Source organism: uncultured Campylobacter sp. (assembly GCF_905373215.1).
In the GTDB taxonomy this organism is placed as follows: domain Bacteria; phylum Campylobacterota; class Campylobacteria; order Campylobacterales; family Campylobacteraceae; genus Campylobacter_B.
The window spans coordinates 1-24,841 of the sequence record NZ_CAJPRT010000016.1 but is presented as its reverse complement, the minus strand read 5'-3'; the positions used below and the strand labels follow the sequence as shown (position 1 = coordinate 24,841).

At 46.7% G+C, this 24,841-nt stretch carries 20 protein-coding genes; 8 read left to right on the top strand and 12 right to left on the bottom strand.

The genetic code is table 11. The annotated features are described in order from the left end of the window. Positions 1-35 precede the first annotated feature (35 nt). A complete protein-coding gene (locus tag QZ176_RS07880; protein WP_295152596.1) occupies positions 36-1,457 on the top strand; it encodes an AI-2E family transporter in 1,422 nt (473 codons plus the stop codon). Positions 1,458-1,818: 361 nt separating this feature from the next. Here QZ176_RS07880 and QZ176_RS07875 read toward each other — a convergent pair whose 3' ends face one another. The 7 genes from QZ176_RS07875 to napA form a co-directional block, all read right to left on the bottom strand. Beyond that, positions 1,819-2,772 (bottom strand): hypothetical protein, encoded by a 954-nt coding sequence (locus QZ176_RS07875; RefSeq protein ID WP_295152594.1) that lies wholly within the window; start codon positions 2,770-2,772, stop codon positions 1,819-1,821. A 199-nt stretch (positions 2,773-2,971) separates the two neighbouring features. Further along, complete coding sequence (locus QZ176_RS07870) at positions 2,972-3,307, bottom strand: chaperone NapD (RefSeq protein WP_295152593.1); 336 nt, start codon at positions 3,305-3,307, stop codon at positions 2,972-2,974. Continuing rightward, on the bottom strand, positions 3,304-4,479 hold the full coding sequence (locus QZ176_RS07865; RefSeq protein ID WP_295152591.1) for a hypothetical protein: 1,176 nt from the start codon (positions 4,477-4,479) through the stop codon (positions 3,304-3,306). Before QZ176_RS07865 ends, QZ176_RS07870 begins: the two co-directional genes overlap by 4 nt. A gap of 9 nt (positions 4,480-4,488) precedes the next feature. Continuing rightward, the gene (locus QZ176_RS07860) at positions 4,489-5,022 is read right to left on the bottom strand and encodes a nitrate reductase cytochrome c-type subunit (protein ID WP_295152589.1); all 534 of its coding nucleotides are present in this window, start codon (positions 5,020-5,022) and stop codon (positions 4,489-4,491) included. Then, on the bottom strand, positions 5,019-5,828 hold the full coding sequence (gene napH, locus QZ176_RS07855; RefSeq protein ID WP_295152587.1) for a quinol dehydrogenase ferredoxin subunit NapH: 810 nt from the start codon (positions 5,826-5,828) through the stop codon (positions 5,019-5,021). The genes QZ176_RS07860 and napH overlap by 4 nt, the downstream gene beginning before the upstream one ends. Next, positions 5,825-6,583: a ferredoxin-type protein NapG gene (gene napG / locus QZ176_RS07850; protein WP_295152586.1), complete on the bottom strand. Its 759-nt coding sequence runs from the start codon at positions 6,581-6,583 to the stop codon at positions 5,825-5,827. Before napG ends, napH begins: the two co-directional genes overlap by 4 nt. Before the next feature lie 3 nt (positions 6,584-6,586). Then, positions 6,587-9,370: a nitrate reductase catalytic subunit NapA gene (gene napA, locus QZ176_RS07845; protein ID WP_295152584.1), complete on the bottom strand. Its 2,784-nt coding sequence runs from the start codon at positions 9,368-9,370 to the stop codon at positions 6,587-6,589. Positions 9,371-9,906: 536 nt separating this feature from the next. On the opposite strand from napA, the gene QZ176_RS07840 reads away from it, so the two are divergent. The 6 genes from QZ176_RS07840 to QZ176_RS07815 all read left to right on the top strand — a co-directional run bounded on the left by QZ176_RS07840 (position 9,907) and on the right by QZ176_RS07815 (position 17,554). Next, complete coding sequence (locus QZ176_RS07840; RefSeq protein WP_295152582.1) at positions 9,907-12,159, top strand: molybdopterin-dependent oxidoreductase; 2,253 nt, start codon at positions 9,907-9,909, stop codon at positions 12,157-12,159. Positions 12,160-12,430: 271 nt separating this feature from the next. Next, positions 12,431-13,213, top strand: a complete 783-nt coding sequence (gene fdhD / locus QZ176_RS07835; RefSeq protein WP_295152580.1) for a formate dehydrogenase accessory sulfurtransferase FdhD — start codon at positions 12,431-12,433, stop codon at positions 13,211-13,213. 9 nt (positions 13,214-13,222) lie between these two features. After that, positions 13,223-14,014, top strand: a complete 792-nt coding sequence (locus QZ176_RS07830) for a LysR family transcriptional regulator (RefSeq protein WP_295152578.1) — start codon at positions 13,223-13,225, stop codon at positions 14,012-14,014. Positions 14,015-14,030: 16 nt separating this feature from the next. Next, positions 14,031-14,219: a sodium-dependent tyrosine transporter gene (locus QZ176_RS07825; RefSeq protein WP_177388229.1), complete on the top strand. Its 189-nt coding sequence runs from the start codon at positions 14,031-14,033 to the stop codon at positions 14,217-14,219. 394 nt (positions 14,220-14,613) lie between these two features. Continuing rightward, positions 14,614-16,071 (top strand): ankyrin repeat domain-containing protein, encoded by a 1,458-nt coding sequence (locus QZ176_RS07820; protein ID WP_295152576.1) that lies wholly within the window; start codon positions 14,614-14,616, stop codon positions 16,069-16,071. Positions 16,072-16,228: 157 nt separating this feature from the next. After that, positions 16,229-17,554, top strand: a complete 1,326-nt coding sequence (locus QZ176_RS07815; protein ID WP_295152574.1) for an aminotransferase class V-fold PLP-dependent enzyme — start codon at positions 16,229-16,231, stop codon at positions 17,552-17,554. A gap of 523 nt (positions 17,555-18,077) precedes the next feature. Here QZ176_RS07815 and tupC read toward each other — a convergent pair. Continuing rightward, a complete protein-coding gene (gene tupC / locus QZ176_RS07810; RefSeq protein ID WP_295152573.1) occupies positions 18,078-19,289 on the bottom strand; it encodes a tungstate ABC transporter ATP-binding protein TupC in 1,212 nt (403 codons plus the stop codon). After that, positions 19,286-19,978, bottom strand: a complete 693-nt coding sequence (gene tupB / locus QZ176_RS07805) for a tungstate ABC transporter permease TupB (protein ID WP_295152571.1) — start codon at positions 19,976-19,978, stop codon at positions 19,286-19,288. Before tupB ends, tupC begins: the two co-directional genes overlap by 4 nt. 70 nt (positions 19,979-20,048) lie before the next feature. Between tupB and tupA the strand changes: the two genes are divergently transcribed. Then, complete coding sequence (gene tupA, locus QZ176_RS07800; protein ID WP_291937738.1) at positions 20,049-20,867, top strand: tungstate ABC transporter substrate-binding protein TupA; 819 nt, start codon at positions 20,049-20,051, stop codon at positions 20,865-20,867. A 501-nt stretch (positions 20,868-21,368) separates the two neighbouring features. On the opposite strand, the gene dnaK is transcribed toward tupA, so the two are convergent. The 3 genes from dnaK to QZ176_RS07785 are packed head-to-tail and all read right to left on the bottom strand — an operon-like array spanning position 21,369 to position 24,660. Further along, on the bottom strand, positions 21,369-23,255 hold the full coding sequence (gene dnaK / locus QZ176_RS07795; protein WP_295152569.1) for a molecular chaperone DnaK: 1,887 nt from the start codon (positions 23,253-23,255) through the stop codon (positions 21,369-21,371). A 44-nt stretch (positions 23,256-23,299) separates the two neighbouring features. Beyond that, on the bottom strand, positions 23,300-23,875 hold the full coding sequence (locus tag QZ176_RS07790) for a nucleotide exchange factor GrpE (RefSeq protein WP_295152567.1): 576 nt from the start codon (positions 23,873-23,875) through the stop codon (positions 23,300-23,302). Beyond that, positions 23,872-24,660 (bottom strand): HrcA family transcriptional regulator, encoded by a 789-nt coding sequence (locus QZ176_RS07785; RefSeq protein ID WP_295152565.1) that lies wholly within the window; start codon positions 24,658-24,660, stop codon positions 23,872-23,874. Before QZ176_RS07785 ends, QZ176_RS07790 begins: the two co-directional genes overlap by 4 nt. Positions 24,661-24,841 lie beyond the last annotated feature (181 nt).

Sequence of the window (24,841 nt, the reverse complement as noted above, 5' to 3'; positions counted from 1 at the left end):
ATAAAATAGCTCATCAAATTTCAAAAGGATAAAATTTGCCGACGCCAAAAGACAACGCTGCAAGCTGCAATGAAAACCAGGCTAAAAGGATAGCTCAAAACAACGCCGAGAATAACGCCAAAGGCGAGGCTCAAAATTTCACCGAAAATCAGACCGTAAATAATGCTGAGGGCAAAATGGAAGCCGCCACCGAATCTAAAGCGACTGTCAAAAACAAAAATAAAACCGCTGCTGAAAATCAAAGCAAAAACCGGGTCGAAACCGACAAAGTCTCATCTGCCGATGCGGCTGCGCTTAGCGACGCCACCGAAGCCAACGAAACCTTCTCGGCTAATGCTTCCGCGCTAGGCGCCGCTGCCGCTTCGGGAGCTGCTGCGGGTGTGAAAGCAGGCCTTACCAAGGCTAACGGGCGCGCGAAAACGAACAAGATATTTTTTATTGGCGCAACCTTGCTGATGTTTTGCTGTGTGATCTATCTATTTTCGCCGTTTTTGATGGTGATCGCAATCGGCGTGCTGATGGCGGTGGCGACCTCGGGTCTGCACGCTAAAGTAACGAAGCTGTGCCGCGGCAGGCGCACGCTGGCCTCGGTACTTAGCCTGTTTTTGATCTGCGCGCTTTTTTTCGTACCCTTCATCTACGCAGTGATCGAGATCGCCAAAAACGCCGCGAGCTTCGATATGGCGCGCTTAAACGACGCGCTTAGCTACGTTCAGAGCCTAAACATCAAGCTGCCCGGGCCTTTTGAAAAATTTAATACGCAGTTTCGCTCGTTTTTGGCAAACCTAGACGTCGCGGGCCTAGCGAAGCAGATCATCTCCTACCTCTCGGTCGTCGGGAAATCCAGCGCAAAATTTATCGTCGATATGGTGCTTATCGTCGTGTTTTGCTTTTTTGCATACCTCTACGGCGAGAGCTTCAAGCGCTTTTTCAAAAAAATTCTACCCGTCGAGCCCGCGCAGATCGATTATATCTTTTCCGAGACGGCAAATACGATGAGCGTCGTGTTTTACTCGACCATCTTCAACGCCGTATTGCAGGGCTTTTTGTTTTCGATCATCGCGGGGATCTTCGGCTTTGATGCGCTGCTGATGGGGGTGCTTTTCGCCTTCTGCTCGCTCATCCCTGCAGTCGGCGGCGCGCTCATCTACGTGCCCACCGCGCTATACGTGCTAGCGGGGGGCAGCACCTCGGGCGCGATCGTGATAATGGCGTATTGCGTGATACTGATCTCGACGCTCGCAGACAGCTTCGTAAAGCCGCTCGTGATAAAATTTATCAACTCGCGCCTAGTCGAAAACCCCGCAAATATCAACGAGATGTTGATCTTCTTCTCGATGCTTTCGGGCATCAGCACGTTCGGGTTCTGGGGCGTAATCTTGGGGCCCGCGATTTTAACGCTATTTATCGCTGTGCTAAATTTATACGATTATCTAAAAAAGATAGAATTCGAGTAGGGCTTGCGCCGCCTGGGTCTTTAAATTTTAAAATGTTGCCCGTAAAGCGCAAACCAAGCATACCCTTGCGGCTTTTTCGTCCTGGCGGCTTTTTTGTCCGCTCGCGCTCTTGCGCGGGCTTAAAGGCTTTAAATTTAAAGGCAAATTTTGATTTCAGCGTGCCGCTCGCGCTCCTTGGTAGCTTTAAAACAAAGATCGCGGGCGCCCGTGCGGTTGTTTTGGGTCGCGTCATGCGGCAGCGCAGATATTTTTAGATGCACCGTGCGCCGCGCCGGAATTTTGTAGATTGAGTCTAAATTTAAAGCAGTGGATATAAAGGAAGGAATTTTAACTTCAGCTCTAGCGGGCAATGCCCTGTAACTCAATACCTGCTTCCGCTACCTTCTCCTTGCGAGTTAAAATTTATCTTGTTTTTTTGATTCTTTAAATTTTGGTATTGTTTGAAAAGTATGTCCGTCTCATGTTTATCATAGTATAAATTTTTATTATAAAATATCGTTTCATAATTGAGATTGCTCCCCTTGTCGTATATTGAAATGAAAGAAAATATATATTCTCTATCGCAATCCATATTTTCATCAATTATCTTTTTATAGTTATAGCAAAACGGGTATATGCTCTTTTTTTGTTGATAAACTACATCCCTAAATATAGAGTTTAAAAGCCACCTATAACATCTGTTTTCTGGAGTAATTATGTCAAATTTTTTAGTTTTTGTTTCGTACATAATTGGTAATTGTATGTCATTTTTACTTATAAATACAAAATCAGTAAATAGGTCGAATGAGTGGTTGGCGCCATCTCCAAACCTCATATATATAAAATTATCTATAAAATTTCCATCTTCGTCAATCAAATGCTTTTGCTCCCAAGGATAAAAGAGCCGTAGTTTTAAAATCTCGTCGTTTTTTACAATCTCTTCGGCATTTTCTATGGGCTTGCCGTTTTTGCAAATTTTAGAGCCCAGATCCATTAGATAATCAAAATTTAGCCTTTTATCCAGCTTCCAAAATTCGCATCTATCATCGGGGTATTTATCGCCGTTGCACCATGAAAATCTTACTCTCTCATAGCCGTTTTTGTCTAAGTGAATATCCGCCATCTTGCCGAAATCTATTCGCGAATAATTATCTAAGTAGTGAAGCTTTTTTAGGTAATCTTTTAAATTTAACTCTACGATCTCTCTTTGCGTCAGGTTTTTATCTCTAAAATCAATCGCTTCAAAGATCGCTGAAATTCTATACGTGGGTAGCAAGGCGATAAATATGCAAACCCAAATCAGAAAAACTATTATACAAAGGTACTTCAGGCGCAAGCTTACTCCTTCGGATAGATTGCGCTATATTATCCAATACAAGCTTAACGAGCCCATAATTCGCAGCGCGCTCGCGATTAAGCGGCTTGCTGCAAAAATTCTAAGCTTGCTTGCGCGGTTAAATTTAGCGGTAAAATTTTAAATTTTAAAATTTGCATTCGGTAGTAAAATTTTAAATTTTAAAATTTGCGGCGGCGATTTAGACTCGCACCTTGCCGCCGTATTTGATCTGGCTCGGGTCTTTTTCGTCCAGCTCGCGCATTATCTGCTCGCCGTTGTCGGAGTTTGCCGCGGCGATATCTGCGTCCAGATCGGAGTAAGAGTAGATCATCATCGCCTCGCTTACGCCCTCTATGGCTTCTATCGCGCGAAATGCGGCAATCTCGTCCTCGAAGCCCTCCGCGCTAATCGTGGCTACCGCCTTGCCGTCCTCACATGCTACAAACTCGCAGCTGCCTATACTTTGCAGCTGCTTTCGAAACGCCGCTACGTCGGCATTTGCGCTTAGATAGATCACGACGCTTGAAATATTCATTTTAGCCCCCAAAAGTAGATATATCTATTGTATCCCGAGCCCACGAGATAATCTCCTTCGAAAAGCAGATAGTTGATGATATCGTTACCTAGCTCGATGCTGCGAACGATCTCGCCTGCTTTGTCGATTACGCGCACGCCGTTATTAACGGTAAAAGCGCCCAGCTCTGGGCTTAGCGCCACGGCAAAAACTGCAAAATGGGCGTTATAAAATTTAGCGAAATCGCCGTTTTCGTAGTAGCACGATCTTTCCTTGTCGTTCGAGCCGCTCATCATGCGATCGCCAAGCAGCGCCACGGAGTAGATCCCGTCCTTGTGCAGGGACTTTTGGCTCATAAGTTTTTTCACTTTCGCGTCGAAATAAAACACGATGCCGCCTTCGCACGAGATTAGCAGCGTTCCGCTAGCGCGGTCGTAGGCGCTGCCGCCCAAAGACGCGATGGTGAGCTTTTGCTCGAAGCTTACCTTGCCGCTAGGTAGGTCGAAGTATAAAATTTCGCTACCAAGACCTAGTAAAATCACGGTATTTTCATCGTAGAAATAGACGTTTTTAATCCCCGTCATCGGTAGCTTGTAGTGCGTGATCTTGCCGCCCGCAAATATGCCCAGCATCTTTTCAAACGCGTCGCCGTTATATAAAAATGCGTATTTTTCGCCTAGTTTATCGACGTCGAATATGGTAGCGCCCATCGGCTCGTCTAGGTAGTTTTTGGACGAGGGCAGGGCGAAAATTAGCGTTTTGGATATTGCGCCCGATGCGGAATTTAATGCCGTAGAATTCTCGGCAGAATTCTGCTTCGCGGAATTTGCTAAAGAATTTACGGCAGCGGAATTTGCGGTGGAATTTCCCGTGGAATTTACGCTTGCTTTAGCATTGAAATTTGTGCTTGCGGCGGAATTTTGATCTACGAAATTTTGCCCGGCGGCAGAATTTTGCATGGAACTCTCCGCAGAGTTAATGGTGATTTTATAGAGCTTGCCGTTGTCAAGCCCTGCGTAAATTTCGCCGTCTAGATTTTTTAGCACCGCAACATTTGCATCAAGCTCTAGTATGAAGCTAGCGTGTTTGATCTTTGCAGGCGCATCTATGCCCACAGCGCCACTAGGTATTGCAACGCCGTTGCCAGCATAGATGAAGCAGGCGCAAAGTAGCAGCGGTGGTAAAAATTTCATCTCGCGCTCCTACTCAACCTCGGCACCTTGATTTAGCGTATCTATGAGATTAGAAGTGGAATTTGCGTCGCTAAACCTGCTAAAATCAGCCTTAAAATTATTTTTAACTAGCGGATTGGTTTGGGCTTGCGGTACGTGGCATTGCGTGCAGTTGAATCGCTGCTCGGCTAGCGTGCCGTTTAGATCCGCGCCTGTGCGAAAGTCCACCAAGTGGCTTTTTGGAATCGGCGTAGAGCCTACATCCTTAGCGACATCGGGCATATGGCAGGTTACGCACATATTGTTATCCTTTGTGATCGGCACGAGCCCCTCTAGGCTGTGCGGTATAAGAGGCGGAGCGTTTTCGAAGCTGCGCTCGATTTTCGAAGCGGCGCCTGGAGCATCCTCGCTATATTTGAAATCGGGCAGGGAATTTTTATTTTGCGCCGATTCGTCCACACTTTTTATAAAGCCCAAGCTGTCGGCATCTATAGAAGCCGTCTTGTCCGCGGCAAATAGCGCCGCACAGCACGTAAGAGCCAAGCCTAAAACCATTTTTTTCATTTTTTCACTCCTAATATACTAAAATTTAACGCATCGTCGTCGCATACGTCGATGCAGCGTCCGCAGCTGATACACTCGCTGCTAACGCGCCCATTTTCGCGCCCGACCATCTTAAGTACCTGCACTTCGGGGCAGACCATTTTGCATTTGCCGCACATCGTGCATTTATCAACCTCGTGGCGAACGCGAATGATGCTAAAATAACTAAGCGCCGCCCAAAATCCGCCGAGCGGGCATAACCGCGAACAGATCGTGCGATCGCCTGCAAAAATTTCAAAAACTACGATCAGTAGCGCGATTGCAAACGCACTCGCACTCAGCGATATGACGGCGCGCGCGAAAAGCGAGATAAAGCTTACGCTCTCAAACGCCGCAAAGCCGAAAGCTCCGCTGCAAACAAGCGCTAGCACCGCTAGGACGTAGCGAGCTTTGCGATTTACGTTTAAAAATTTGGTGTGCACGCCAAATTTTTTACGAAGCCACGCGGCAAGATCGGTTAGTAAATTTATCGGGCAAACCCATGAGCAATATACTCGCGGCGCTATAAGCGCATAAAATGCTCCTATGATAAACGCTCCTATAACCGCCGTAGCGCCCAAAGAAAAGCTAGCTAGCAGCATCTGCGCCGTCGCAAACGGATCGCTTAGATTAATCGTGCCGAAAAGTTTCGACGAGCTTAGATTGCCTTTTAGAATTCCGGATAAAATTCCGTTTTCGCTCGCGGCTTTGAAGGCGAAATTATTTCCCAAAATAAAAAGGACTAGAATAGAAATTTGGCTCAAACGCCTTAAAATAGTGTATTTCATTGCCTAGTCCCTTCCATTAGATCGTCCTCGTTTAAGTAATCCTTACTCTTTTGCGGATCGAGCTTGATTTTGGTATCTGCGTCCTTTAGCTTCGCGTCGTCGCTCTTGATCCAGCCTTTGACGTAGTTATCGCTGGAAATTCCTATGACGCGCTCGCGCTCCACGACGCTGATAGCCGCCTTTTTCGTGACGCAGGCATGCTCGCACTTACCGCAACCCGTGCAGTAGTCGCTATCTACGACGGGTACGAGCAGGGCGTGCTTTTCGGTGCGGTTGTTGTGGCGGTAATCGATCCTAAGCGCCTTATCCATTACGGGGCAGCTTCGCACGCACGCGTCGCATTGGATACCGGCGTAAGCGATGCAATGCTCGGTATCTATGACCGCAACGCCCATTTTGGATAGACGCACGTTAAGCTTGGAGTCTTCGCTTACCAGGCTTTTATCTAGTGCGTCGCTAGGACAGGCTGCGACGCAAGGTATGTCGTCGCACATATAGCACGGAATTTCGCGCGGGATAAAAAACGGCGTGCCGTTTGCAATAGCATGATCGCAAAAGCTCGCAAGCTTAAGCGTATCAAAGGGACACGCCTCGACACAAAGTCCGCACCTTAGGCATTTGCTAAGAAATTCTTTCTCGCTTATAGCTCCGGGCGGGCGGAGTCTGGCGTGCTCGCTGGAGTTTGCGACTCCGAGTCCCAGAACGCCTACGCCCGCAGCTAAAGAAAGAATGCCTAAGACCTCACGCCTATCCATAATTTACGCCTTGTAAATTTTAACCGCGCATTTTTTGTAGTCGGTCTCTTTTGAAAGCGGACAGGTATGATCGAGCGTGACGCGGTTGATATAAACCTTCTCGTCAAAAAACGGCACAAAAATAAGCCCTTTCGGCGGAACGTTACGTCCGTGGAAGTCCACGCGCGCTTTGACTTTGCCGCGGCGCGACTCGATCCAGACGATTTCGTTTTGTTGTACGCCGATTTTGGCGCCGTCGGCTTCGTTCATATAGCATCTTGCTTCCGGTACAGCGCGATAAAGCTCCGGCACGCGCATAGTCATAGTGCCCGTATGCCAGTGCTCCAGCACGCGACCCGTACATAGCCAGAAAGGATATTCCTCGCTTGGCACTTCTACAGGATCCATATATGGACGGAAGAAAATTTTAGCTTTATTGGCAAGGCTTGTTTTTTCTCCGCCAGAAGTAGCGGATTTTAGATCGCCGCTAGGAAGCGCCGCTTTGGCGTTGCCATAGAAGGCAAAGTCGCTATCCGGAGCCGCTTTTTTAGCATAAGGATCGTATTGAGCGTTAAAGCGCCAAAGTGTTTCTTTGCCGTCTACGACCGGCCATCTAAGACCGCGCACTCGGTGATATGTATCGAAATCGGCTAGGTCGTGTCCGTGACCGGTGCCAAATTTACGGTATTCTTCCCAGAGATATTTTTGGACGAAAAAGCCATAGCCTTTAAATTCTTTACCGTCGCTGCCGATTACGCCGCGTGAGTCGCCGTTTACTTCGGAGTTATCGAAGCTTGCCATAATCGGATCTTTTGCAGCGAAAGCCTGAGCGTCTTTGTTTGCAAAAAGTACATCAAATAGCGTAGTCTCTGGCGTATAGCCGAATTCTGAAATTTTATCTAAAACGTTTGGAAGCGTAAGCTTATCATTTACTTTAACCTCGCCCCAAAAATCCTTGAGTTTGAAGCGCTTGGAAAACTCTAGCATCTGCCACGTATCGCTCATCGCGTCGCCCACAGGAAGGACCTGCTGTCTCCACCACTGCGTTCTACGCTCGGCATTGCCGTATGCGCCCCATTTTTCATAGATCATTGCGGTTGGCAGGATTAGATCGGCTACTTTCGCGCTTAGTCCCGGATATGGCTCGCTTACTACGATGAAGTTGTCCATCTCGCGCGCCGCTGCGATCCAGTGATTTGCGTTGGCGATCTGCTGCCATGGGTTATTTACCTGCACCCATAGCCATTTTATCTTGCCGTCTTCGAGATTGCGCAGAGCCTGTACATAATGTGCGCCCGGTTTTGGATTTATCGTACCCTCGGGGAGCTTCCAAATTTTTTCGGAAACCTTTCTGTGCGCAGGATTTGCCACGACCATATCAGCAGGTAGGCGGTGAGAAAACGTGCCCACCTCTCTAGCCGTGCCGCAAGCGCTAGGCTGACCGGTAAGCGAAAACGCTCCGCAGCCGGGCTTGGCTTGCTTGCCAAGAAGGAAATGCACCATGTAGCTTTGCTCATTGACCCAAGTTCCTCTTGAGTGCTGATTAAAGCCCATCGTCCAAAAGCTTACTACTTTGCGATCTTTTTCTATGTAATAATCTGCCAACTGCTTAAGTTTGGTTTTGAATGCCTCTAAATCCTCACTTTCGTCACCCTTGGCCAAAGGCGCTACGAAATCTAGCGTGTAAGGCTCCAGTGCTTTTTTAAATTCTTCGAAGCTTATGAGCCAGTGAGCGTCCGATTTGTTAGAGTGTTTGTTTTCGAGTACGTCGCCCTCTTTCATACCAAGATATGCTAAGGTAATGCCCTCGGATTTGCTTAAAATTTTGGATTTTTGCTTAGCCGCGGTATCAAGTTCGGTCTTGCGGTATTTTTTATGATTTATATCTTCTCGCAAGCCGTAGCCGATATCTACTGGACCGGTAGCGAATACGCAGTGCTCTTTAATAAATTTCTCATCTATCATATCCGGATGGTTGTAGACGATCTCCCTTGCTATGTAGTTCCATATCGCAAGATCGGTATTCGGACGGAATATAATTTCGATATCGGCGATGTTTGAAGTGCGGCTAGAGTAGGTCGAGAGATTTATAACTTTTACGCGGTCCGGGTTGCGAAGCTTGTGGTCGGAGACGCGAGACCAAAGAATCGGGTGCATCTCAGCCATATTCGCGCCCCAGGCGATGATGGTATCAGTTAGTTCGATATCGTCGAAAACGCCCGCAGGCTCGTCGATGCCGAAGGTTTGCATAAAGCCTACGACCGCACTAGCCATGCACTGGCGAGCATTAGGATCGAGATTATTGGAGCGAAAGCCCGCCTTTACTAGCTTTGCTGCGGCATAGCCCTCGGGGATCGTGTATTGACCGCTGCCAAGTACAGCAAAGCCCTCAGGACCGCCTTCGTTATAGGCGCGTCTGAAATGCTTCTCCATTTCGTCGAACGCTCTTTGCCAGCTTATCTCGATAAATTTTCCCTTTTTGTCGAATTCGCCCTTGGAATTTACGCGCAAAAGAGGCTTGGTAATGCGATCGGCGCCGTACATGATCTTGGCGTTGAAGTAGCCTTTGATGCAGTTTAGACCGCGATTTACTGGGGCTAGCGGATCGCCTTTGACCGCTACGATCTTACCCTCTTTGGTGGCTACCATGATGCCACAGCCGGTGCCGCAGAAGCGACAGGCCGCCTTGTCCCAGCGCCAGCCTTTTTCAGCTTCGTCCGCAGCACTAAGACTGCTAGGCAAGCTGATGCCCGCAACGCTACAGGCAGCCGCTGCTGCAGAGCTTTTTATAAAGTCTCGTCTATCCATGAGATTAACCTTTCGTTATAGAATGTAAATTTCTATTAATGTTTTGGATAATAGCATAAAAAAACGGCTTAGTCTAGATTAAAATCAAGGTTTTTTCTGCATGAATTTCAGATATAAAATAATAATTTTATAAATTTTAAATTTAGTGGCTTAAATTTTATCAGGACAGCGAGTTTTTGATAAATTTTAATATAGATTTTCATTTAATTAAATTAATATAATATACCGATAAATTAGCATTAAAATTTCATCAAAATTTAATTGTGCTTTGAAATAAAACAGAGCGTAATAGAATTTCAAAATTCTGTTAAAATTATAAAACTTAGCTTAAAAAGCGTCTTTTGCGATAAGCGATAAATTTTACGCGCAAATACCGTCTTTGTCGAGGCAAAAGCATAAAATTTATCTATTCAATTTAATATGCGATATTTGCATATTGCTTAAATTTTGCTTAAAAAAATTCACTAATTTAAAAATTCTTTTATAATCTAGAAAGTATAATAGCCGTGCAAACCAAAATTCTTGAAAGGAATATTATGCAATCCAGAGAAAAGATTGTCAAAACGACTTGTCCTTACTGCGGCACCGGCTGTGGTATCGATCTTATCGTAAAAGACGGCAGGATCGTAAACGCACGCCCTACGCAGGCTCACCACGTAAATGACGGCGAGCTATGCTTAAAAGGGATGTTTGGCTGGGAGTTTGTAAACTCTCCAAAACGCCTTGCCAAACCTATGATCCGTAAGAAAAACGGAGTATTTGATAGAAGTGGCAAGCTTGAGGAGGTAAGCTTTGAAGAGGCTTATGATTTTGTAGCGACTAAATTTAAAGAGACCGTCGCCAAATATGGTCCAAGCTCAATAATGGGTTTTAGCTCTGCGCGCTCAAATAACGAAGACAACTACGTTTTTCAGAAATTTTTCCGAGCTCAGGGTAGCAACAACGTCGATCACTGCGCCCGTCTTTGACACGCTCCTACAGTGGCAGGTCTTGCCAATACGCTAGGAAACGGAACGATGACGAACGATTTGGTAGAATTCGCTACCGATACGGACGTATTTTTACTCATCGGCACCAACACGAGCGAGTGTCACCCGATCATCGCTATGCAGATGCAGCGCGGGCTTCAGCGCGGCGCCAAGATGATCGTAGTAGATCCGAAGCGCACAGATATGGCGAAAAAAGCCGATATCTATCTGCAAATCCCAGTGGGCGCGAACATTAAGACGCTAAATACCATTATGAATGTTATCATTGCCGAAAATTTGCAAGATGACGAGTTTATAAAAAACTACGCTCACGGTTACGAGTATCTAAAAGAAGCGGTCAAGGACTTTACGCCTGAGCGATTCGAGCGCGAGACCGGCGTGAAAAAAGAACTCGTAATCGAAGCTGCTAGAATGTATGCTAAAGCAGGCGCAGCGGCGATCTGCTACACGATGGGTATCACGCAGTTTAGCGACGGCACATCAAACGTATTTTCGCTTTCAAATTTAGCCATTTTGACGGGGAATTTAGGCAAACGAGGCGCAGGCGTAAATCCTTTGCGCGGTCAAAACAACGTCCAGGGCGCATGCGATATGGGCGCGCTACCTAACGTCATCCCGGCAGGTGCAGTAAATTCCGCTTATGCCCAGGAGCAGGCGCGCAGAGTATGGCACTTCGAGCTAAATCCGACTCCGGGCTTTAAGCTTACGGTCGCACCCGATAAGATGGATAGCGGCGAGCTGAAGCTGCTTTATGTTTACGGTGAAAACCCCGTAATGAGCGATCCTTGGACGGAACACTTCGTGCACGCAACGCACCATCTGGATTGCTTTATCGTGCAGGATCTTTTCTTTACCGAGAGCGCACAGAAGGCCGACGTCGTACTACCTGCGGCGGGCTGGGGTGAGAAGGACGGCACCTTTTTAAACACTTCCCGCCGCGTTCAGCGCACGCGCAAGGCAAGCGAGCCGGCTCCTGGCGTAGAGCCTGATTGGAAGGTCGTTTGCAATATCGCACAAAGAATGAGACTTGAAGGGTTTGATTTTTTAAGCGCAGAAGAAATTTGGAACGAAGTGCGTGCGTTAATGCCTAAATTTTTCGGCGGTATTAGCTACTATAGGTTAGATAAGCTAGGCGGCATAAGCTGGCCATGTCCTGATGAAGATCATCCGGGCACACCGGTTCTTTACGCAGATCATAAATCGATGCTGCCTGATGGTAAATTTAGAATGGTGCCGGTGCTTTACGTGGATGATAAAGAGGAGCGCGCTAAAGCTGAGGCGGATTTCAGAGCCAAGATGAAAATCCCGGATGATTATCCGGTGGGAAGCGGTGCGCTTAGCGAGATTCCGGATGAAATTTATCCATGCTTATTTACGACTGGGCGTAAGGTTTATCACTACCATACCGGCACGATGACGAGAGAGTGTCGCGCGCTAGAGTACGGCGCGGGCGCAGAAGGCGCGCTCATCGAGGTAAGCCCCGACATCGCACGCGAACGCGAGCTTACCGAAGGCTGCTACGCGCTCGTCAAAAATAAGCGCGGTCAGATCGCTGCGAAGCTTCGCATAAATCCGGATCTGAAAGAGGGTACGATATTTACGACCTTCCATTACAGCGAGGCCGACGGCAACGAGCTCGTGCATGCAGGCGATCTGGATCCGCTATCTGGCATCCCACCGCTAAAGATGACGATCGCAAATATCAGAAAGCTTAGCGAGAGCGAGTTTATTGAGTTCAGAAGACAAAATGAGATGTCGATGCACTCCGAGAAACCTTATCTATCGCCAGTGCATAGGTAGTTTGGGCGGTAAACTCCGCCCGCTTTGCGAGGATGAAATTTAATCGCGGCTGCGGCTAAATTTGATTAGATTTCATCTTTGCGGGCGCTTCAAGGTCGCTTGCAATTTGCAAGCGGCTCGTGGAATTTTCCACGCGATTTTTTAAATTCAAAAATGCGAGCAATTTAAATTTGCGCACGCTGCTTCAGTACTACGGCTTTACTTCGGCGAATTAAGGCTATTTAAGCAAAATTTCACTACGATACGGGCGAAATTAAAATAAGGAAGGTCTATGGAGCCGATTTATAGGGCGGAGATAGTTAAATTTAAAGGGGATGAAAGAAGGATCGTAAGCGATATCTTGGTTCGCGAGATCAAGCTTGAAATTTTACTAAACGACAAGCGTTTCGGCGCGCTAATGGCGACTCCGAGCGATTTAAAGGAGCTTGCGGTAGGATATTTGCTGAGCGAAAATTTGATCTCGGATCCAAGCGGTATAAAAAGCATCGAGCTCGCGCCTGACGGACTTAGCGTGAATGTCTGCGGCGAGATAAACGAAAAGCGACTAAATAGCTTCGATGCCGAAAAGGTCATCATCAGCGGCTGCGGGCGCAGCTCTACCGCAAATATCGATCCTGCAGCGATGGCGGCGCGCAAAGTCCGCTCGGACGCTAAGTTTCATAAGAATGAAATTTTAAATTTGATGAGCGAGTTTTACACGCAGTGCGAGCTTTATGAGATGACGGGTTGCGTGCATACCGCAAAGCTCTTTACCGCGGGCGGCGAGTATTTTATCGGCGAGGATATCGCCCAGCACAATACCATCGATAAATCGGTCGGCAAGGCGGTTTTGGCGGGGCGCGATACGCAGGGCTCGCTTCTTTTAGTAAGCGGTAGGCTAAGCTCCGAAATGGTCGCCAAAGCCGTGATGAGCGGCGTTAGCGCGCTTGTTTCGCGTACGGCTCCTACGAGTCTCGGCGTCGTGATCGCGCGTAAATTTGATCTTACCCTTTGCGGCTTCGCGCGCGGCGAAAATTTAAACGTCTATAGCGGCGAAGAGAGAATTTTGAATTAAGAGGGCGGCATGGAGATAGATATCAAGATAGACGATAAAAAAGCAAGCGAGATCAAAAGGCTGATTTTAAATTTACTAAATCCAGGCGGCAAGCTTGATTGCGGCGCGGCATTTAAGATCGCCGCTAAATTAGGCGTGGACGCGAGCGTCGTAGGAGATCTCGCGGCACGCGAAGGGATACGGATAGATCGCTGCGAACTCGGACAGTTCGGCAAGCTGCAATGTAGCGGAGGCAGCATAAAGGCTCTGCAGAAGCTAAATCCATTTTTGGATGAGAAAAGGCGGATTTTTTGCCGCGACGCCCGCGCCGCAGCTAGCGGCGGAGTAGGGTTTGATACCGTGCGCTCTACGCTTAAGGAGCACGCCATAGACGTGAAATATTGTCAGCTGGGCTGCTTTAAGGAGAAGAAAGGCAAAAGAATGAGGGTAAAAACAAAAACTTGGATCGAAAATGCGCAGGGCGAGCTCATTTTCGGCAAGGGCAAAACCGAAGTGCTGGACGTGATCGCTCAAACGGGCTCCATCTCTAAGGCCGCCGAGGTTTTGGGGATGAACTATAAAAAGTGCTGGAGTCATCTGCAAATTTTACAAAAAAATTTGCAAGAGGAGCTCTTTAGTACCAAGCAAGGCGGCGGCAATGCCGCGGGTACGACGCTAAATGCACGCGCCTATGAGCTGATCGCCGCGTATAAGCAGCTGCAAAGCGATATAGAAAACTACGCAAACGAGCGCTTTAAGGAGCTGTTTTTGAAGAAAGAGGGCGAGAAAGACGCAAGTAAAGCGAAAGATAAAAACCATTAAATTTAAAGGAGAAACAATGTTTGTAAAGCTAAACGAACGAACCTATCTAAATAAAGACAGGATTACGCGCATTAAGGTAGATAGCGTCCAAGACGGTATCAGAATTCGCTTCTATGAGGGGCAGTTTCAAGTCGCCAAAAGCGGCAGATTTGAAAGCGAAGAAAAAGCGATGGAGTGGCTGCAGAAAAATTTTATCGGCAAATAGCCGCAAAGCGCACTTCATAGCCGCGCGAGCAGCTTGAGAACAAATCCGAAAATAGCGGCTCTTTGTGATGCGGTAGCGGCTTGCCGCTCATTAGCACGACGATAATTTTTGGTGGTCTGTGCTTTTAAGAAGAGTCTACGCAAAGATGTTGCGGTAAATTTACGGCGAACGAGCTTCGGATATGGAGCCTAGCATAGCGTGCAAATAGAAGACACAGCTACGCAAATATGGTCTATGAGGACATTCGTTTGCTAAATCTACTCGAAAGATTTCATCATTCAAACCCGGCTTAACCGCATTTCTAAGCTAGCTTTGCCTATTTCGCCTATATAGTATTTATATTTTATTAAGTACTCATTGGGTATAGTCGCGAGCAAAATTCTAAGGGGATGATTTGAAAAGCTTCAAGCTTCGGTTTATTTACGCTATCTGCGTGGTAGTCGCATGCGCGCTGTATCTGCTAGGCGAAAGATCGGGTCTTACGGAGCGCAAACAAACTCATTTTACCGTCACTGCCGATACAAATGTCTCAAAAGTGCCCGGTCTTAGCAAATACGTAACTCAAGAAGAAGTTGAAAGTTTTGCGTTTCGCTACTGGGATATAGATTACAATTCAAATCCAAAAAACGTATTTAAAGAGCCCGCTATAGACGTAGAACTAAAAAAGCTTTTAAAAAGCAAGCAAACTGATGAAATTTTAAAATTTATGAAAGATAATAATCTATCCGTCGATCATACTATGCACGGAGGGGTAACGCCCGTGATGTATTCTAGCTTTTGGGATGATACAAATACTACCCAAGAGCTTATAAAACTAGGTGCGGATATACACAAAAAAGACGAATACAAGCTATCCGCTATGGCTTATGCTATAGAAAATAATGCTACTAAAGCGGTAAGACTGCTTTTAGACAACGGGGTTAAATTTGAAGAAGTCAAAATGGTGCAGGGCTATATAGTTTGCCCTAGATATTCTGACGACACCGAAATCATAGTTGGCAACAATATAGATATAAAATTACGTGCTGAGTGTCTAATCAATCACGATCACTCAAAAGATCCTGTTTATCCATTAAACTATGCAATATATAGTAATTTAATAGAAATTGCCGATATGATGCTACAAAAAGGTATGAAACCGAAAGCATATGAAGGTCCTTTGTATTATTTAAGTAATAGCAGCATTCCATTTCAGCGAAAAGAAATATTTAAAAGATCTATTTATACTTTTCTTCCGCGGGATATGATGTATAAAGATAAATTAAAATTATTAATAAAACATAATATAGATGGCTTGCCTGATAAAGATGACTTTATTGTAGCCCGCAACAATTGTCTGAATAATACAGCCATGTCTATAAAAGAGAAGGAGTCTTACATAAACCATATGAATGATTACTGCTATGGAGAAAAGATTTTAGAATCATATGATTGGGCTCTTCGGGGTAGATGGTCGGTAAAACATAACGAAGAGAGGGAAAAAGGAACCGATAGATACTGGAAAGAAAAAGATTTTATAAAATTTTTCGGCTATATGCCAAATGATAAAAAATGTACCAAGCTAGAACCGGATATTAAAATATTAAATTTCTATAATATGAAAATAGATAGATATAAAGCTCTTTGCGGCAATGGGCTAAGCGATGAAGAGATTTTGCAAAAAAGCAGCCTAAAAGATAAAAATAGTACTGAGGCATTCGATATTGAGACATTTTTTAAATATTTAAATTTTGAGGAAATGTTAGAGGAAGCGAAAGTGAAAATTCTACATAACGGCGAGAAGATAGATATAAAAGATTATGCCGAAATTCTAAGACAAGAAGCAGCTAAAAAACTAGATAGTAATCAATAAATTTGAAGGAGTAAAACTATATAGCATCAGAAATTAAGTGATATAGTGGGCAAAGCTTTTCTAAATTCTCATTAAAATTCCTTCCTGCCAGGCCGTAAAGCCTTAAATTAATCCAAATTTTACTATAATTAACCACTTAAATTTTTAAAGGCCGCAAATGCTAAGCTTAGACGAAATTCGAAAAAATATCATCCTAAAACCGGGCGTGCACTATTTTGATTTCGCGGCTTCGGGACTTGCTTACGAGCCCGTAGAGCGCGAGATAGCGGAGACTCTCAAAACTTACGCCAACACCCACTCCGACAGCAGCTCCAGCGCCATCATCACGCAGCGGCGCTACGAGGGCGCGCGAGAGCGCCTAAAAAAGCTACTTGGGCTTGACGAGCGGTTTTGTCTCATCGCCTGCGGGCAGGGCGCGACGGCCGCTATCAAGAAATTTCAGGAGCTGCTCGGCATCTACCTGCCGCCTGCGACCAGAAGCGCGATCGGCGAGGCAAATCTACGCGCCGCGCAGCTTCCGCTCGTGCTCGTTTCGCCATACGAACACCATTCAAACGAGCTTAGCTTTCGCGAGGGGCTTTGCGACTACTTGCGCGTACCTCTTAGCGAATCGGGCGAGATCGATCTGATTGCGCTTGAGCGCATCCTAAAGCTAAATGCGGGACGCCGCATCATCGGCTCGTTTAGCGCCGCCTCAAACGTCACGGGCGTCGTCAGCGACTACAAAAAAATCAGCGAGCTAATCAGAGCGGTGGGCGGGATCGTGGCCTTTGACTGCGCGGCGCTGAGCGCGCACGCAAATTTAGACTGCGATTACTTCGACGCGATTTTCCTCTCGCCGCATAAGTTACTCGGTGGACCTGCTAGCTGCGGGCTTTTGGCGATCAAAAAGGAGCTGCTTAACAGCGATGTGCCGACCTTTGCCGCAGGCGGGACGGTCGCCTACGCTAGCCGCGAAGGGCACGTGTTTTTGAAAAATCCCGAGCAGCTAGAGGAGGGCGGTACGCCGCCTATCATCGGGCTTATGCGGGCAAATTTGGCTTATGCGCTGCGAAACGAGGTGGGCTTCGAGCAAATAAAAAGCGCCGAGGACGAGCTCGCGCGGCTTTTTGAGAGCGAGCTAGCAGGTATTGACGAGATCATAAACTACGCTCCAAAGGACGCGCCGCGGCTGCCGATATTTTCCTTTAACGTGCGCGGCGTCTCGGCGTATGATTTTGCCGCGAGCCTTAGCAACGACTTCGGTATCCAGACGCGCGCGGGCGTGATGTGCGCGGGGCCGTACGCTCACGATCTGCTGGGTATCAAGGAGGGGCGCATGCCAGAAGCCAAGCCCGGCTTCGTGCGCGCGAGCCTGCACTACACGCACACCGAGCAAGACGTGCTCTATCTAGTAGGCGCGATAAAATCCTGCATCAAAAAGCACCGCGAGCTTTGGGGCGAGGAAAAGGCGATGTATGAGATGTTCGGCGGGAAAATTTAAGCGGCGTGAGGTTAGGGCTTTGCCGCTTTTTAAGCTCGTGAAATTTTATAAAATCCCGCACCGTTTTTAAAATTTATCGAAATTCCATGCCGTCTCTTTAGAATTTTACGCGAGTTTTACGCCATAGAATTCTTACTATCGTTCCGCTTTTGCACTGTAGGCAAACGGCGTGTTCCTCGGAGGAACATATAATTTCGTTCGTAAATTTGCGGGCAAATTCCGCGGAGTTAAAATTTAGAATTTTAAATTCCGCGCCTAGAAATTGTGGAATTTCAAAATCCCGTTAGCTGTATTCGCGGCTAAGCTTTAAAATTTCTTAGCAATGGAATTTTAAAATTTCACGCTGTGCTGCTCGGTAAAGGCATGCTTGTAAATTTCAAAATTTAAAGGCGCAAATTTTTATGCTCTGTTTCGCAGGGTACGCCGCGATAGATGGTTCGCAGTAAAAATTTGAAAATAATATTAGTGTCGCGCGAATAAAATTCTAAAAGCAAAATAAAGTTTATCCGCACTTCGCGCAGAATTACTCCAGCCCTAAAAACGCGCCGTCTTCAAATCCGAAATAGACCCTCTCGCCCGCGCTCCAGCGCTGCTCATCCTGCGCCGTGACGCATTTTAGCAGCACGTCGCCCGCCTTGATCTTGATGAGTAGCGAGGAGCCGTACTGAAGCGAAACCGAGTGCAAAATCCCCGCGAAGCAGCGCTCAAACGGGCTTTGAGATAATAAAATTTTACTCGGATTTATCGCGATTTTGCGGGCGCGTGCGAGCCCATCTTCAAGGCGCAGCGAAATTTCATCCGAAAATTTTAAAACTCCGTTTTGCACGTCAAAGATGTTTTTGTATTCAAACTCGCATATCTTGCCGCGATGCAGAAATACGCTTCTTTGCGCGATCGCGCTGAGCCATTTCTCATCGTGGCTGGCGATGATAAAGCCGCAGCCGTAGCGACTTCGCATAAATAAAATCGCGCGCGCAAAGAGCTTGGAGGCGGCAAGATCGAGGCTGTTGGTCGGCTCGTCGAGCAGATAGAGCTTCGCGCGCTGCGCCAGAGCGAGCGCAAACGCGATGCGCTGCGTCTGCCCCGAGCTAAGCTCGAAATGCTTCTTTGATAAAAAACTCCTATCAAGCCCCGTTAGGCCGAGCGCCTCATCCACTCGCTCGTCAAATTCTGCAAGTGCGCCGCGACTTTTGAGCGCAAATTTAAAATTTTGCTCCACGCTGCGTTTTAAAAGCACGGGCTCGGGCAGCAGCAAGCAGGTCTGCCGCAACGTCTGCAAAGAGGGCGCCTGCTGCCCCCAAAGCTCCACGCTGCCGCCGCTCGGACGCTGCAAAAAGGATAAAATCCGCAGTAGCGTGGATTTGCCGCTGCCGTTGGAACCCAAAAGCGCCGTGATGCCGCTCGTATTTAGATCGAGGCTAGGGATATTTAAAATTTCGCTCCGTCCGTAGCGCAGCACTAGATCCCGAACCGAGATCAGCTCACTATTGGGTACAGATCGCGCTGCGGAATTCTCACTTGCGAAATTCTCGGTCGCGAAATTTTCATTCACGAAATTTTCATTCGTAGAATTTTCACTCGCAGAATTATTGGCGGCAGAATTTGCGCTCGTAGAATTCTCTCCTATAGAATTTGTGCCCTTGAAATTTTCGCTCATAAAATTTTCGCATTCCCGCTCCGCTCGGTTTTTATCCGTGAAATTTTCGCTCGGGCACGTTTGCTTATCTGTATTCATCGATCTAGCCTTTTTAGCGCGTGGATGGCTAAATTTACCGCAAACGCTATTAAAATCAGCACCAGCGCGAGCGCTATACCCATCGCAAACTCGCCCTTGTTGGTCTCAAGCGAGATCGCCGTGGTGATCGTGCGGGTGAAATATTTGATATTGCCACCGATCATCATCGCTACGCCTACCTCGGCGACGATCCGCCCGTAAGCGGTAGCGATGACGACTAGCAGGGCATAGCGCAGCTCGTAAAGCACGCAAAGGATTAAATTTAGCGGGCTTAGGCGGTAGTTCATAATGTTTAGATAGTGTTTTTTGTCCATATTTTCGATGACGCTGGCGCTTAGCGAGACGATGATGGGAAGCGCCAGCACAAACTGCCCGAGCATCACGGCTTTAAGCGTAAAAAGTAGCCCAAGCTCGCCCAGGGGGCCGTTTCTGGAGATGAAAGCGTAAAGGATCAGTCCTATCGCCACCGTGGGCATCGCAAGCGCTACGTCGCTTAAAAGCCTAAGCGTTCTGCGAGCGCGAAATTCATAAAATCCGAGGATAAATCCTATCGGAAAGCCGATTAAAATCGCAAAAAGTATCGAGATGCTCGAAGTATAAAGCGTCGCTTTAATCGCCGAAAAGGTCTCCGCATCGCCGCTAAAAAGCAGTCCGAATGCGCTTAAAATTCCTTCTAAAATAAAGTCCAAGATTGTGTCCTAAATGTTCTATTCTGGCAAATTTATATGCTATAATAGCATATTTTTTAAAGGAGATAACATGAAAAAAATATTTTTTGTTTCGCTCGCTCTTAGTGCGAGCCTTTTTGCCGCCGATAACGATTTGGTAATGGCAACCACAACGAGCACCGATAATACGGGCTTGCTAGACGCGATCTATCCTGCGTATAAGGCGGAAACCGGCGTCGATATCAAATGGACGGCGGTAGGTACGGGTGCTGCTCTAAAGCTTGGCGAGAACTGCGATGCGGACATACTTTTCGTGCATTCGCCGAAAGTCGAGAAAGAATTCGTAGAAAAAGGCTTCGGCGTTGACCGCACGCCCGTTATGTATAATGATTTTATCCTCATCGCCGATAAATCCATCGCGCCTAAATTTAAAGGCAAGGATCTTAAGGGCTCGTTTGAGCTAATCAAGGCGGAGAAGATTAAATTTTTCTCTCGCGGCGATAAATCGGGCACCGATAACAAAGAGAAAGGTATTTGGAAAAAGGTTGAGGGCGCCGTGCCTGAAAATGAGGCGTGGTATAACCAAACCGGTCAAGGCATGATCGCTACGATTAACGCAGCCGCCGAGCAAAAAGGCGTGACCTTCACCGATCGCGGCACTTACATCAAATACGAGGATAATAAAAAGGGCAATCCCGATATGGTTATCATCAACGAAGGCGATAACGATCTGAAGAATTTTTACTCCGTAATCGCGGTCAATCCAAAGCACTGCCCAAAAGCCGACTACGAAAATGCGCAGCGCTTCATTAAATGGATCACTAGCGAGAAGGGGCAGAAGTTCGTAGGCGATTTCAAGCTGTTAAATAAGCCGCTTTTCACCCCTGATGCGAATACTCGCAAGAATTAGCTCTAGCTAAATAAGGCTAAATTTGAAGCCCAAAGGCGAATCGCCGTCTTTGGGCCTTCGCTTTTTCATAAATCAATCTGCGCGCCTTTAAATTTAGCAGGCGTTTTTCTGCGTCTTTTTGCGATACATTTTTTACTTTCTAGCCATGCGTTTAAATTTATCGCAGCTTTGTTTGTAGGTGATAGGCTTAAAATTACAGCTATATTTGAGATCGGTGCGGGGAAATTTCGATCGCGTTCGGATATGTTTTAATGTCTAGCGATATTTATACAGCGTAAAATTTAGTAGTATTTACGTGTGGCTCTAAATTTTAGTTTGTTGGGAATTTAATTTGAAGTTGCGGTTAAGCTCGGGCGTATGAAAAACGCCCGAGCGTGTGAAGCTATGAAATTTTATGCGCGGTTACAAAGCCTGCTTTGTCACGCGCTGATAAAATTGCCTTTCAAGCTCTAGCAAAATTACCGAGCGCGCGGCTATAAAATTTCACTTTGCGTTAGCGAGCTATTCGACTTCGGCGTCGATGACATCGTCGTCTTTTTTACCGCCGTTTGAGCCGGAGCTTTGCGATCCGCCTTGCGCGCCCTGATTTGCGCTGGCAGCCTTGTATAGATCCTCGGCGACCTTGCTTAGGGCTTCTACTTTAGAGTTTATCGTTTCCTTGCTCGCGTTTTCATCCTTTAGCACGGCTTTTAGATCATTTAGCGCGCCCTCGATCTTAGCACGTAGATCGCCCGGCACCTTCTCGCCCATCTCGCTTAGGCTCTTTTCGGTTTGATGTGCGATGCTGTCGGCTTGGTTGCGCGCTTCGACGGTCTCTTTGCGCTTGTTGTCTTCCTCTTTGTGAAGCTCGGCGTCCTTTACCATCTTATCGATCTCGGCATCGCTTAAACCGCTTGAGCCGGTGATGCGGATGTCGGTTGCCTTGCCGGTGGCTTTGTCTTTTGCCGAAACGGTTAAAATTCCGTTCGCGTCGATGTTAAATTCCACCTCGATCTGCGGTACGCCGCGAGGAGCGGGCATGATACCTTCAAGATTGAAATTTCCTAGCGATTTATTGTCCTTCGCGAACTCGCGCTCGCCCTGCAAGACGTTGATCGTAACGGCGCTTTGATTATCCTCTGCTGTCGAGAAGGTTTGAGATTTTTTCGTAGGTATCGTAGTTCCCTTTTCGATGATCTTGGTCATCACGCCACCCAGGGTTTCGATGCCGAGGCTTAGCGGAGTGACGTCGAGCAGTAGCACGTCTTTTACGTCGCCTTTGATGACCGCGCCTTGGATCGCTGCACCGATCGCTACGACTTCGTCAGGGTTTACGCTCTTATTTAGCTCCTTGCCGAAAGCCTTTTTGACCTCCTCTTGCACTAAAGGCACACGCGTCGAGCCGCCCACCATGACGACCTCTTTTATATCGTTCATGCTTAGCCCTGCATCGCTTACGACCTTTTTGAGAGTGCTTATGGTCTCATCTACCAAAGAATCGATCATACTTTCAAATTTAGCTCTAGTGATGGTTTTCATCAGGTGTTTAGGACCCGTAGCGTCAGCGGTAATGAAAGGTAAATTTACCGTCGTTTCCATCGCACTGCTTAGCTCTTTTTTGGCGTTTTCCGCAGCCTCTTTTAGGCGTTGCATAGCCATTACATCGCCGCGCAAGTCGATGCCTGTTTCAGATTGAAATTCCGAGGTTAAAAAGTCGATCAGCTTGTTATCGAAATCATCGCCGCCCAAAAATGCATTACCGCCGGTAGCTAAAACTTCTACAACGCTATCGCCAGTTTCTAGCACAGTTACGTCGAACGTACCACCGCCTAGATCGTAAACGACGATCTTTTCAGATTCTTTTTTATCCAGTCCATACGCAAGTGCCGCCGCGGTCGGCTCGTTGATGATACGAAGCACGTTTAGGCCCGCGATTGTTCCTGCTTCTTTCGTCGCCTTTCTTTGGCTGTCGTTGAAATACGCAGGCACGGTTATGACCGCATCGACAACCGGCTCGCCCAAAAACGCCTCAGCATCCTCTTTTAGCTTGATTAGCACCTTAGCTGAAATTTCTTGCGGCGTATAGACCTTGCCCGCGATCTCTACCGCGCACGCGCCGTTTCGGTCGATGATCTTATACGGCAGGCGCTTTTTAGCCTCCTGCGCGTTTTTCTCATTCATCATAAGACCCATGATTCGCTTGATCGAGTAGATCGTCTTTTCCGGGTTAGTTACTGCTTGGCGCTTGGCGCTGTCGCCTACTAAAACCTCGCCTTTGTCGGTGAAAGCGACTACCGACGGAGTGGTGTTTTTGCCCTCTTTGTTCGGTATGATCTTGCTCTCGCCGCGCTCGAATATGCTTACGCACGAGTTTGTTGTTCCTAGGTCGATGCCTATGACTTTTGCCATTTGTTATCCTTTGTGTTGAATTTAAAATTTTAAAATTTGGACGATTATTTCGCCACTACTACCATAGCGGCGCGCAAAACGCGCTGCTTATACATATAGCCTTTTTGATATACTTGAACGATATCGCCTTTTTTAGCGCCTTCGGCTTCAATCATCGAGATGGCGTTATGCACGCTAGGATCGAATCCCGCATCCGTCGCTATCGGAACGATACCGTATTTTTCAAAAGTCTTTGTAAAAAGGCTTAGACATTGTTTTACGCCGACTTCGATTTTATCTGCAAGCTCATTACCTTCCACATCAATTTTGGCGGCCTCCTCAAGCGCGTCGATTATCGGCAGTAGATCTTTTGCAAAGCTCTCGCTAGCGTAAGCAACAGCGCTATCTTTTTCCTTTTCCAAACGTTTTTTGAGATTTTCAAAATCCGCATTGGCGCGGTAAAATTTATCGGTGATCTCACTTAGCTCGTTTTGAAGCTTTTGTATCTGCGCATCGGTATCGTCGCATGTCTGCGCCTCTTGCGGCTCGCTAGCCTCTGACGCGCACTGCTCGCAAACCTCTTTTTCTTCACTATTGCACGCTGCGTTTTTATCGCCGTGCTCTTTAAATTTATGGCTCATGCTACTCCTTTAGCGTAGTTAAAAAATTTCTCGTAATTCTCGTAAACGCTGCCTGCGCAGATCATCGTAGCGTCCTCGCCTTCGAATTTCACGGGGCGTTTGATCCCCATAAATCCGTGCTCGAAGTAGGGCGCGAAGATCAAATTTTTAGTAAAATTTACGGCGATCGAGGGGTTAAGTAAAATTTTAAACCGCTCGTCTTTGAAAATTTTATACGCCACGACCTCGTTACAAAGAAATTCGATTTTAGAATTTTTTAGCTCTTTAATTTTGGTGCTAAGCTCGCGTAGACCGATCTGCATCGAAGCTAGCTCCAAATCTCCGAGTGAAATTCCTATTAAATTTGATAGGAATTTAAAAACTCTAAAATCGTATTTTAAGATAATCTCGTCTTTTCTAAATGCAAGGATTATGAAGCGATCATCGTGATTGATGACTTCGCTTAGGGCTTCGTTTTCGGCGTTGAAAATCATACAGTAAATTTCAAAATCCTCAAGCACCGCTTCTAGCTCGCGAGCATCGTCTATTTTTAACTCATCGTCGAAGCTAAGTCTAGCGCGCCAGTAATCCTGCATCGTCGCAACCGTCGGAATTCTACCACCGCTTACATGAAGCTGCGTCAAAGCCCCCTCGTCGCTTAAGCGCTTAAAATAAATTCGGATACTAGACGCTGACATCGCTACGCCCATACGCTCACCCAGCTCGGAAGATCCGATCGGGGTGTTGCTATCGAGATAGGCGGAAATGATGGATTCCAGGATCATATCACGTTTATTCGTTTTCACTTTTAGCACTCTTTCGGTAAGATTGCCAGTATTATACAACATTGAGTGGTGGGATGTCAAGGTTTTTATATAAATTTTATAAAATTTTAGCAATCGGGTCCTGAGTTTGCTAAATTTTAACTATGATTTTTTGAGCTGAGCGTAATTCTTGGAATTCTTGGAATTCTTGGAATTCTTGGAA